The 12515-nt window shown below is 35.2% G+C and carries 9 protein-coding genes and 4 tRNA genes; 8 read left to right on the top strand and 5 right to left on the bottom strand.

Going from position 1 to position 12515, the window contains the following annotated elements; all coding sequences use genetic code 11:
* Positions 1–147: 147 nt before the first annotated feature.
* The 8 genes from alaS (at position 148) to rarD (ending at position 6033) form a co-directional block, all read left to right on the top strand.
* The gene (gene alaS, locus A9G43_RS06990; protein ID WP_065607779.1) at positions 148–2781 is read left to right on the top strand and encodes an alanine--tRNA ligase; all 2634 of its coding nucleotides are present in this window, start codon (positions 148–150) and stop codon (positions 2779–2781) included.
* A 136-nt stretch (positions 2782–2917) separates the two neighbouring features.
* Complete coding sequence (csrA, locus tag A9G43_RS06985) at positions 2918–3118, top strand: carbon storage regulator CsrA (RefSeq protein ID WP_065607777.1); 201 nt, start codon at positions 2918–2920, stop codon at positions 3116–3118.
* A gap of 123 nt (positions 3119–3241) precedes the next feature.
* Positions 3242–3334 (top strand) — tRNA-Ser (locus tag A9G43_RS06980).
* A gap of 18 nt (positions 3335–3352) precedes the next feature.
* A tRNA-Arg gene (locus A9G43_RS06975) sits at positions 3353–3429 on the top strand.
* Between the two features lie 19 nt (positions 3430–3448).
* A tRNA-Arg gene (locus A9G43_RS06970) sits at positions 3449–3525 on the top strand.
* Positions 3526–3545: 20 nt separating this feature from the next.
* Positions 3546–3622 (top strand) — tRNA-Arg (locus A9G43_RS06965).
* Positions 3623–3777: 155 nt separating this feature from the next.
* On the top strand, positions 3778–5070 hold the full coding sequence (serS, locus tag A9G43_RS06960) for a serine--tRNA ligase (protein WP_065607775.1): 1293 nt from the start codon (positions 3778–3780) through the stop codon (positions 5068–5070).
* Positions 5071–5136: 66 nt separating this feature from the next.
* Positions 5137–6033: an EamA family transporter RarD gene (rarD, locus tag A9G43_RS06955; protein WP_065607773.1), complete on the top strand. Its 897-nt coding sequence runs from the start codon at positions 5137–5139 to the stop codon at positions 6031–6033.
* Positions 6034–6082: 49 nt separating this feature from the next.
* On the opposite strand, the gene pflA is transcribed toward rarD, so the two are convergent.
* From pflA to A9G43_RS06930, 5 genes are all read right to left on the bottom strand, one after another.
* Entirely contained in the window at positions 6083–6862 is a 780-nt protein-coding gene (gene pflA, locus A9G43_RS06950; protein WP_141674043.1) for a pyruvate formate lyase 1-activating protein, read from the bottom strand.
* Between the two features lie 245 nt (positions 6863–7107).
* Positions 7108–9390 (bottom strand): formate C-acetyltransferase, encoded by a 2283-nt coding sequence (pflB, locus tag A9G43_RS06945; RefSeq protein WP_065574488.1) that lies wholly within the window; start codon positions 9388–9390, stop codon positions 7108–7110.
* Between the two features lie 67 nt (positions 9391–9457).
* Complete coding sequence (gene focA / locus A9G43_RS06940) at positions 9458–10306, bottom strand: formate transporter FocA (protein WP_034914633.1); 849 nt, start codon at positions 10304–10306, stop codon at positions 9458–9460.
* Between the two features lie 788 nt (positions 10307–11094).
* On the bottom strand, positions 11095–12162 hold the full coding sequence (gene mltC / locus A9G43_RS06935; protein ID WP_065607772.1) for a membrane-bound lytic murein transglycosylase MltC: 1068 nt from the start codon (positions 12160–12162) through the stop codon (positions 11095–11097).
* Positions 12163–12170: 8 nt separating this feature from the next.
* Positions 12171–12440, bottom strand: coding sequence for an oxidative damage protection protein (locus A9G43_RS06930; protein ID WP_065607770.1), 270 nt, complete (start codon positions 12438–12440; stop codon positions 12171–12173).
* Positions 12441–12515 lie beyond the last annotated feature (75 nt).

The following is a 12515-nucleotide window of genomic DNA, read 5'->3' as shown; positions in this document are numbered from 1 at the left end:
AAGCTCATTAATTCTTTTTTATTTTATCCCTATTTACTTGTAATATTAGTTAGCACCACTCCAATTTAGGAATATTTACTTTTCAACTTTAGTTGTAACGGGTATATTACTATGTTTAAAAATCTATCGTTTTATATGGAAGCATAAATGAAAAGTACTGCAGAAATTCGTCAAAGTTTTCTTGACTTTTTCCGTGACAAAGGACATGAAGTTGTCGCAAGTAGTTCCCTTGTTCCACACAATGATCCAACACTATTATTTACCAATGCTGGAATGAATCAATTTAAAGATGTATTCCTTGGTGTTGATAAGCGTTCTTACACTAGAGCAACAACATCGCAACGTTGCGTTCGTGCTGGTGGTAAACATAATGATTTAGATAATGTTGGTTACACTGCTCGGCATCATACATTCTTTGAAATGTTAGGAAACTTTAGTTTCGGTGACTACTTTAAACATGATGCAATACATTTTGCATGGGAATTATTGACCAGTAAAGAATGGTTTAACTTACCTAAAGAGAAGTTAACCGTTACCGTTTATGAGACAGATGACGAAGCATATGCAATATGGGAAAAAGAAATCGGTATCCCTAAAGAACGCATAGTACGTATCGGTGATAATAAAGGTGCTCCGTATGCCTCAGATAACTTCTGGCAGATGGGGGATACTGGCCCTTGTGGTCCTTGTACCGAAATTTTCTATGATCATGGTGATCATATTTGGGGAGGACCTCCTGGTAGCGCAGAAGAAGATGGTGACAGATTTATAGAAATTTGGAACATTGTCTTTATGCAATTTAATCGCCATCCTGATGGCACAATGGAACCACTACCTAAACCGTCTGTTGATACAGGTATGGGACTGGAACGTATTGCTGCAGTTTTGCAACACGTTAACACTAATTATGAAATAGATCTGTTTAAGAAATTAATTAATGATGCAGCTAACGTTATTCAGACTAAAGATTTAGAAAATAAATCGCTACGCGTTATTGCCGACCATATTCGCTCTTGTGCATTCCTAATTTCGGATGGTGTTTTGCCTTCGAACGAAGGGCGAGGCTATGTATTACGCCGCATTATTCGCCGCGCAGTGCGCCATGGGCACATGCTAGGAGCAAAAGATATTTTCTTCTATAAACTAGTTAAACCACTAATTGATGTGATGGGAAGTGCAGCGATTGAATTAGAAAATAATCGAAAACTAGTCGAAGACGCACTCAAAATTGAAGAAGAGCAGTTTTTGAAGACACTTGAAAGAGGATTATCATTATTAGATCAGGAATTAGCCAAAATAACAGGTAAAGTTTTACCTGGAGATATTGCTTTTAAACTATATGATACTTATGGTTTCCCATTAGATCTAACGGCAGATGTGTGTCGTGAAAAAAACATTACTATCGATGAAGATGGCTTTAACCAATGCATGGAAGAGCAACGAAAACGAGCTCGCGAATCAAGCTCATTTAATGTTGATTATAGTAATGTTATCAAACTTGATGATAAAACTGAATTTTTAGGTTACCAAGCAACAGAATCATCAGGAAAAGTTATTGCTATATTTAAAAACGGTCAAAAAGTCGAGAATATTCACGCTGGCGATGAAGCTATTGTCGTTTTAGACAAAACACCATTTTATGGAGAGTCTGGTGGCCAAATTGGTGATAAAGGCTTACTAACTGCAGCTAACCTTGAATTTAGTGTTTTTGATAGCCAAAAATATGGTAACAGTATTGGTCATATAGGACAAATCATAAAAGGTTCTTTAAAAGTTGGTGATAATGTCACTGCTGCTATTGATGTTGAATTACGTGAACGTATTCGCCGTAATCATTCAGCTACGCATCTATTACAAGCTGCTTTACAACGTATTTTAGGTAACCATGTTCATCAAAAAGGGTCTTTAGTTAATGATAGCTATCTGCGTTTTGACTTTTCACATAATCAAGCCATTACGCCAGAACAAATTATTGAAATAGAGAACTTAGTAAATCAACAGATTCGTCATAATTTACCAGTAGATATTGAGCTAATGCCAATTGATAAGGCTAAAAATAAAGGCGCAATGGCTTTATTTGGTGAAAAATATGAAGATATCGTTAGAGTTTTGACAATGGGCGATTTTTCAATTGAACTTTGTGGTGGTACTCACGTAGATAGAACTGGTGATATTGGTTTATTTAAAATAATATCAGAATCAAGCATAGCTTCTGGTGTACGCCGTATTGAGGCAACTTCAGGGCAAAATGCAATAGATGTGATACATAATGAATCCAATTTATTAACTCAGATTGGACAACTAACTAAAAGTGATAAGTCGGCAGTTTTAGTGCGCATTGAGCAATTGATCGATCAAAATAAACAGCTTGAAAGAACAATTGAACAATTAAAAGCACAGAAAGCTAGCCAAGAAAGTGCACAACTACTTAATCAATGCGAAAAAATCAATGGTAAAAATTTACTAATTGCTAAACTTGATAACGTTGAAGCAAAATTATTACGAACGATGATTGATGATCTTAAAAATCAATTAAAGACAAGCGTGATAATTTTGGCCGCCGTCAATGGTGATAAAATCAATTTAGCTGCTAGTGTAACCAACGATTTAGTCAATATAGTTAAAGCTGGAGAATTAGTTTCCCAATTAGCTTTAAAAATAGGTGGTAAAGGTGGTGGGCGACCTGATTTTGCTCAGGCAGGTGGAATGGATCTCTCAGCATTACCAGAAGCTTTATCTTCTGTGAAAAAAGAAATCAGTAATAAATTACAAGCAAGTTAGCCAGATATGCTCAAATATTTGTTAGTTGAATATTAAGTGTTTCTGTAATATTCCGTCTTTCTGTCTTATTGATGGGGGCTGACGAAGCTATATATTAAAATTGTTTGAATATACTTAACTGATATTAGGAGATCTAATGTTAATTTTAACTAGGAGAGTAGGTGAAACACTAATAATTGGTGATGATGTAGTTATTACTATCTTAGGCGTGAAAGGAAATCAAGTCAGAGTAGGTATTAATGCACCTAAAGAAGTTTCTATTCATAGGGAAGAGATATATAACAAAATTCATCAATCACAAGATACAAATGATGAATTATTGGAGCCAAGAGAGTAATATTGAGTAGTAAATAAACAACTAGCACGCGTAAACAAAAAAATGTTTGACTTATTTTTTGTAAAACGTAATATGTGCGCCACACATTATGATTTTGTTGTTCAAGCAAAGTCATAATGTCTTGGTGAGATGGCCGAGAGGCTGAAGGCGCTCCCCTGCTAAGGGAGTATGCGGTCAAAAGCTGCATCGAGGGTTCGAATCCCTCTCTCACCGCCATTTAATAAATTAAAGTATGCATCCGTAGCTCAGCTGGATAGAGTACCCGGCTACGAACCGGGCGGTCAGGGGTTCGAATCCCTTCGGATGCACCATTTTAAATAAATTCAAAACGCATCCGTAGCTCAGCTGGATAGAGTACTCGGCTACGAACCGGGCGGTCAGGGGTTCGAATCCCTTCGGATGCACCACTTTTTTAACGAACTTACACGCATCCGTAGCTCAGCTGGATAGAGCACTCGGCTTCGAACCGAGCGGTCAGGGGTTCGAATCCCTTCGGGTGCGCCATTTCGGTTGAATCCCGATATAATTCTAGTATACTAAGCTCACAAATTTTTATATTGGTAAATCAATCTACTTTTAATTTATATGTTCTCTTTTCTATAATAGAATAACGATAAAGTAGAAACATATTTCCTAGTTAATAATAATGGACATTATTTATGTTGGACCCAAATTTACTCCGAAATGAATTGGATGTTGTTGCTAATAAATTAGCACGTCGAGGATTTAAATTAGATGTTGATACGATTCGTCACTTAGAAGAAAGACGCAAAGTATTACAAATTGAAACCGAGAACTTACAAGCCGAACGTAATGCTCGTTCAAAAGCAATTGGTGAAGCCAAAGCACGAGGCGAAGATATTACCGCTGTCCGTGAGGAAGTCAATAAACTTGGTGAAAAACTCAATAGCGCTAAAGCAGAGCTTGATATCCTACTAAGCAAAATTAGAGATATCGCTTCCACTATCCCAAATATTCCTGATGCCTCTGTTCCCGACGGAAAAGATGAAAATGATAATGTTGAAATTTCTCGCTTTGGCACACCAAGAAAATTTGATTTCCCAATTCAAGATCATGTTGCATTAGGAGAACGCTTTGGTGATCTTGACTTTGCAGCAGGGGTAAAACTCACAGGTGCTCGTTTTGTGGTTATGAAATCACAAATAGCACGCTTACATCGTGCTATTACTCAATTCATGTTAGATTTACACACAGAACAGCACGGTTATACCGAAATTTATGTTCCGTATTTAGTCAATCAAGCAACACTTTTTGGAACAGGGCAATTGCCAAAGTTTGCAGGTGACTTATTTCATACTAAACCGCTTGATGAAGAAGCTGAAAGCAGTAATTATGCGTTAATTCCAACTGCCGAAGTGCCTGTCACTAATCTTGTGCGCGATGAAATCCTTGATGAAAGTGTATTACCTTTAAAAATGACAGCACACACCCCTTGCTTTCGCTCTGAAGCAGGATCTTACGGTAAAGATACTCGCGGCTTAATTCGTATGCATCAATTTGATAAAGTAGAATTAGTTCAAATTGTTAAACCTGAAGAATCTATGAAAGCATTAGAAGAGTTAACTGCTCACGCAGAAAAAGTATTACAATTACTTGAATTACCATATCGAAAAATTGTGTTATGTACTGGAGATATGGGCTTTGGCTCTTGTAAAACCTATGATCTTGAAGTATGGGTACCAGCTCAAAATACATACCGAGAAATTTCTTCTTGCTCAAATATGTGGGATTTCCAAGCTCGCCGAATGCAAGCTCGTTATCGTAATAAAGCTGATAATAAAACATATTTAGTACATACACTAAATGGTTCTGGTCTAGCTGTTGGACGTACACTTGTTGCTATTATGGAAAACTATCAACAAGCAGATGGTTCAATTAAAGTTCCATCCGTTTTAGTACCTTATATGAATGGTGTTGAGTTTATTAAATAACTCACATTATCTTAGAGAATAGCGCTATCTATTAGCGCTATTTTTTTATTAATAAAGGTGAAAAAAATGATAAAAGGTGTAGCGCTTTCAATACTGGCATCATGTCTCTTTGGGTTACTTTATTACTACCCAGTTTTGTTACACTCCTTATCTGTTGTTGATATTTTTTGTTGGCGATTACTAACTTCATTTCCTACAATAGCTATATTAATCATTGCAGGAAAACAGTGGTCAGTTATAACTGCACTTTTTAGACGAATAAAACAACAACCACTTTTTTTATTAGGGTTATTATTTTCTTCTGTTTTGCTCACAATACAGATGATGATTTTTATTTGGGCACCACTTAACGGACATGGGTTATCAGCATCGCTAGGTTATTTTTTATTGCCACTAGCAATGGTGATTTCTGGGAAAATTTTTTATAAAGAAAAGCTCAGCTTCTTGCAAAAAATAGCTGTTGCACTTGCAATATTAGGCGTTGCTATTGAAATTTACATCACTGGTGCTTTCTCATGGGAAACCGCTGTTATTGCTTTGGGGTATCCAATCTACTTTATGACAAGGCGCAAATTGCGAATAGATGGCATTGTGGGCACGTTTTCTGACTTTTTCTTTATCTTCCTAGGGTGCCTTATATATTGTGCCTTAAATTATCGTTTAGACAAAATAATTAGTGATCTTTCTGATTTCCCGATTTACATACCAACCTTGGGGATCATCACGGCTATTGCTTTTGCAATCTATTTTGTTGCAAGTCGCTTACTGCCTATGGGATTATTTGGTTTATTAGGATATGTAGAGCCAGTACTACTAACAGTTATTTCTATACTGTTTTTGCATGAGAAATTTTCATCAGAACATATTGTATCATATGGATTTATTTGGTTATCTGTTTGCATTCTAGCTTTTGAGGGTGGGATTTTTGTTATACGTGCAATAAAACGAAAAAGATTACAATAGATACAAAAGAGGCACAATTGAATGCGCCTCTTATCAAACAATCTATCAACTATTTACTAAATGTAACATAATGACCATAGCTTTCTAAAATACCTTGGATCCTATCAAGGGTTTCTCTTGGTGGAGCCTCAACGCCTTCCAACTTATATTTATCACCAATCGTATCCCATTTATAAGCACCTAGTTTATGATAAGCAAGTAATTCTACACGCTCAATATTATCCATCCCCTCAATAAATTTACCAAGCAGATGTGCGGAATTATCATCATCAGTCCACCCAGGAACAACAACATAACGTATCCAAGTTCGCTTATTAATTTTTTGCAAATATTTAGCAAATTCAAGAACTCGTTTATTTGACACTCCAACTAATTTTTGATGAATTTCATCATTAACTTGCTTTAAATCAAGCATGACCAAATCTGTTACCTCTAAAAGTTCATCAACAACATGGTCGAGTTGCCTTGCATAACCATTAGTATCCAAACAAGTACTAATGCCTTCTTGATGACAAGCTATAAACCATTGAGTAACAAACTCAGCTTGTAACGTAGCCTCACCGCCCGAAGCTGTCACACCACCACCATTGGGCATAATAAAACTTTTGTAAGAAACAATCTCTTTCATAAGCTCATCAACGGTGACCTCTCGACCAGCTTTTAAATCCCATGTATCACGATTATGGCAATACAAGCAACGCATTAGGCAACCTTGAAAAAAAACAATAAAACGAATCCCTGGACCATCAACAGTACCAAAGGATTCAAAAGAGTGGATACGGCCTTTAACAGGCGACTTAGTTGTCATAATAATATTTTGTTGTTCCATAGATAATCTCGAATCATTGCTCATATGACTTTTTAATAATTTTAACTCCACTATCGTCAAACTTAAACCAATAGTATTAATCGCCATGAATTATATTTCGATTAATTATACTGGATAAATATCAACAATATTAAATTATTATCATCGTATTAATATTTAATTAAAGTTGGCAAAATAGTGTTCGTGCTGATAAAAAAATAGCGCCCTTAAGGACGCTATTTCAATTAATCTAACAATTAACTAAACTAAATTTTTTGCGTAAATGTACGATTAATTACGTCATTTTGTTGTTCTTTAGTTAATGAGTTGAAACGCACCGCATATCCAGAAACACGAATAGTTAATTGTGGATATTTTTCAGGATGTTCCATCGCATCTAATAATGTATCACGATTTAATACATTAACATTTAGATGTTGACCACCTTCTACTGTAGCTTCGTGATGGAAATAACCATCCATTAAACCAGCTAAGTTGCGTTTACGCACATCATCATCTTTACCTAATGCATTTGGAACGATAGAGAAAGTATAAGAAATACCATCTTTAGCATAAGCAAATGGAAGTTTAGCAACAGATGTTAATGAAGCTACCGCACCTTTTTGGTCACGACCATGCATTGGGTTAGCACCTGGTCCAAATGGCGCACCAGCACGACGTCCGTCTGGAGTATTACCTGTTTTCTTCCCATAAACAACATTTGATGTAATGGTTAATACAGATTGTGTAGGAGTTGCATTACGATAAGTTTTAAGTTTTTGAATTTTCTTCATAAAACGTTCAACTAAATCAACAGCGATATCATCAACTCGTGGATCGTTATTACCAAATTGTGGATATTCACCTTCAATTTCAAAGTCAGTAGCTAAACCATCTTCATCACGAATTGCTTTTACTTTTGCATACTTAATCGCAGAAAGAGAGTCAGCTGCAACTGAAAGACCAGCAATACCACAAGCCATAGTACGAATAACATCACGATCATGAAGCGCCATTAATGATGCTTCATAGCTGTATTTATCGTGCATATAGTGAATTGCATTTAATGCTGTTACGTATTGTTTTGCTAACCAATCCATAAAGTGGTCTAAACGAGCAAACACTGTATCAAAATCTAAATATTCATCAGTGATTGGAGTCTCTTTAGGACCAACTTGCATTTTTAATTTTTCATCCACACCGCCGTTGATTGCGTATAGTAGAGTTTTAGCAAGGTTTGCACGCGCACCAAAGAATTGCATTTGTTTACCAACAATCATTGGGCTTACACAACATGCAATAGCATAGTCATCATTATTAAAGTCAGGACGCATTAAATCATCATTTTCATATTGTAATGATGATGTATCGATAGATACTTTTGATGCGAACTCTTTAAATCCACTTGGTAATTTTTCAGACCAAAGGATTGTCATGTTAGGTTCTGGAGATGGACCCATTGTATATAAAGTATTTAAGAAACGGAAAGAAGTCTTAGTAACTAATGTACGACCGTCAACACCCATACCAGCGATAGATTCAGTTGCCCAAATTGGGTCACCAGAGAATAATTCATCATATTCTGGCGTACGTAAGAAACGAACCATACGTAACTTCATAACAAAATGGTCAACAATTTCTTGAGCGTCTTTTTCTGTAATTAAACCAGCTTCAAGATCGCGTTGGAAGTAAATATCAAAGAAAGTCGAAGTCCGACCTAATGACATTGCAGCACCATTTTGTGATTTAACCGCAGCTAAATAACCAAAGTATGTCCATTGAACTGCTTCTTGTGCAGTTTTTGCTGGGGCAGAAATATCGAAGCCGTATTTAGCTGCCATTTCTTTAATTTGGCCAAGTGCACGATGCTGTTCAGCAATTTCTTCACGACGTTGCATAATCATTGGAAGATCAACACCGTTTTCGAAATCAGCTTGTAGTGAATTAAATTGTGCAAATTTATCTTGCATTAAGTAGTCGATACCGTAGAGCGCAACACGACGGTAGTCACCAATAATGCGACCACGACCATAAGCATCAGGAAGACCAGTAATAACACCTGATTTACGACAACGAAGAATATCTGGAGTATAAATATCGAAAACACCTTGGTTATGAGTTTTACGATATTCAGTAAAGATTTTTTTGACTAAAGGATCAAGCGTTCTGTTATAAGCTTTACAAGAATTCTCGATCATTTTGATACCACCAAACGGAATAATTGCACGTTTTAATGGTTTTTCAGTTTGTAAGCCAACAATTTTTTCTAAATCTTTTTCAATATAACCTGCATCATGAGCAGTAATTGTCGAAATAACACTTGTATCAAAATCCACAGGGGCATGGGTAGCATTTTCAATTTTAATGCCTTCCATTACTTTATCCCATAACTTAGTTGTAGCTTCAGTTGCGCCAGCTAAGAAAGACTCATCGCCTTCATATGGCGTGTAGTTTTTTTGAATAAAATCGCGGACATTAACATTATTTTGCCAATCACCATCTTTAAATCCTTTCCAAGCTGCTGCTTGTACTTCGTTTAAATTACTCATAATTTTCACCTCAGGTTTACAAAAATAACTATTTACCCTATTACATATTAGGGTAAATATTATAAAATCAATGTGGCTTACGTAAATATAAAGCCCAATAAGGTAGTGCTACAGCTAAACCACCTAAAATATTCCCAATTGTAACTGGAATTAAATTTTTAAATACAAAATGCGATATAGTTAACTCTTTAAATGCATCTGCCGACACACCAGCTGCTTGCCAAAACTCAGGGGACGCAAAGTTCTTAATCACAATACCCATAGGAATCATAAACATATTTGCAATACTATGCTCAAAACCGCTGGCAACAAACATCGCAACAGGTAAAACCATAATTAGCATTTTATCAAGTAAACTACGACCAGCGTAACTCAACCAGGCGGCCAAACAGACCATTAGATTAGCTAGAAAGCCAAGACATACTGCCTCAATAAAGGTGTGATGTAATTTATGATCGGCGGTTTGTAAAATATTTAGTCCCCACAAACCATTGGCTACCATATACTGGCCAGAAAACCAAATAACTGTGACAAACAGTATAGCACCAATAAAGTTACCAACATAGACCAAAATCCAATTACGAATCATTTTAGTCCAACTAATTTTATGGGTCATTTTAGGTAAAATGGTCAATACTGTTGAAGTAAATAAGTCAGAACCACAACAAACAACAAGCATAAGTCCTAAAGAAAAACAAATACCGCCGACTAATTTTGCCAAACCAAAAGCAACGGTTGCTGTTCCTGTTGTTACGGTAATATAAAATACAAAAGCGATAGAAATATAAACACCAGCAAGCATTGCGGATAAAATCGTACTACACGGGTGTTTGTTTACTTTGTAATTGCCAAGATCTTCAGCAATTTGGGTCATTTGTGCGGGAGAATATGAATCCACAAGTTTATTGGTACTCAAACTAACATCCTCAAAAAAACTAGGGTTTTATGAGACGCATAGTATACTCAAAATCTGAAGCAGATCACGTTTTTTTATTAAAAAATTTTAAAACCACAAAAAAACGCTGTTTATTAAAGAAGTTGCTAGCAGTAAAAAGTGTAATGTAACAATTTCTGAAAAAATTTATCCACACTTGATGTATTAATCTTGCTCTATTTATTTTATATATATATTAAATGGCTAAATATTGGCTGATTATGTCGCATCACCATTAAAATACGTATCACACTGTTTCAATTTTTCCCATTTATTTATGAGTAAACCAGTTGAGTAAATTTTAATATACGCAATAGGCATCACAAATTTTAACATATTATTACATGTTCCTTAACATTCGCGCTCGTTACCCGCAAAACATTCAATATTTACTACTTGCTTGAAAGAACCACACTATTCTAATCAGGCTTTTTAATACATTACAAATGGTCGGACGTTTCAACTTAAAACGTTTCAAAAAAAAGTAGTAAATATTATTATTTTTTCTTGTGTAGTCGCTCTTTTCCTTATCTGTGATAGGGTATTAATTTCAATTTTTATGTATATCCATTATTGTTGTTTCTTAAATCACTATAAACAACGCTAATAATTTTATAACTTATATTTTAATAAAAAAAACAAACTTTTATAAAATCACATATTTCCCCTTTTGCCTAATCAAAGAATTATTATTCCTATCTTTTCAGAATTAACCATCACCTCATCATTTATAAGTAATGATGAGGTGATGGTTAATGATTGTTACTAGCTTATTTATTATCTAAAATCCGACTAACTTTTATTAAATAATTACGTGATTCTTTCGAGACGTGAGATGTGGCCAGTTTTCGATAAACTTGTTTTGGTGTCATTGAGTTTATGATGTTGATCGCTTCGTTGCGATCGTTAGAAAATGTGCGCAATACACTACCTGCCCCACCGTTATAAGAAGTAATCATGGCGTATCTTAACGAGATTGGGTTATTAATGCCTGCTAAATATTTGGTTTTCAGTAATGATAAGTAGGCTGTACCCATATCAACATTATTACGCGGATCAAGTAAGAATTTTCGACTTGGTTCACCTGATTTTCCTCGTAATTTGAAAATATCACGGCCCGCAGTGTGTTGTTGTACTTGCATTAATCCAAGTGCATCAGTACGGCTGACAGCATATGGGTTAAATGCTGATTCAACTTCCATAATGGCTAAAATCAAACGTTCATCAATAAAATAACGATTAGAGGCTTCGGCTACGATTGGTAGGAATTTTTTGGCACGCTGATTTATGTGGTTAGGAACTAGTTTAATTTCAACATAAGTGATTTTATGAGAACCTGATGAGCGGGTTTTTATGTTATTGGTAAGTAGATAATCAGCAAAACTATTAGCTCTGCCACTCCAACGAATTGGTTGATGATCTTGATCTAACACCTGATTGTATAAAAATGGTTCTTGAGATAAATCTTGGCTGATTTTGTCATGTCGTATAATGTCAACCGGCTCTGACATAAGTAATGTCGAAACTATCGCTTCTTTTAGATTTTCTATTGGTGATTCTGCCATGGTTTCAATAGTGATTATACCTGAAACGAAATTAATATGGACGCGAGTTCTTAGGTTATCTTCATATTGAACATAGTCTTTTGGGCCTGCTATAAGGACTTCTTTAGGCCCCCAAATTTGTTCAATGTTATTAGCATATTGGCTAATTAATATATTAAAAGCATTAGTATCTTTAATATAATAGTCTTCATCTTTTTTTGAATTTGTACTAGAACAACCTGTTAGAAGACTTATAATAGCAACTAATGTGATGATTTTAATGTTTTTTTTCATTTTGCATCTCAATTTTGGGGTTTATATCCGTCAATAATCACTTCTTCGCCTTCAAATAGAAATTTGATCATTTCAGCTTCAATTTTTTTTCGATGTTCTAGATTCATCATATTGAATTTATTTTCGTTAATTAACATAGTTTGTTTTTTGAGCCATTCTTGCCATGCCTGTTTGGATATTTCGTTAAAAATACGTTTTCCAAGCTCTCCTGGGTAAAGTTGAAAATCTAATCCTTCTGCTTCTTTTTTTAAATAATGGCAATAAACAATACGACTCATTTTTATCTCTTTTAAGTACAATTAACAAACAAAGGCTGATTATACCTGAAAATAATTATAGATAAGAAGAAAATT

The sequence above is a fragment of the Gilliamella sp. Occ3-1 genome (genome assembly GCF_001690655.1).
GTDB lineage: Bacteria > Pseudomonadota > Gammaproteobacteria > Enterobacterales > Orbaceae > Gilliamella > Gilliamella apicola_P.
The sequence above is the reverse complement of the archived record's forward strand: the minus strand, read 5'-3'. Positions and strand labels throughout refer to the sequence as shown.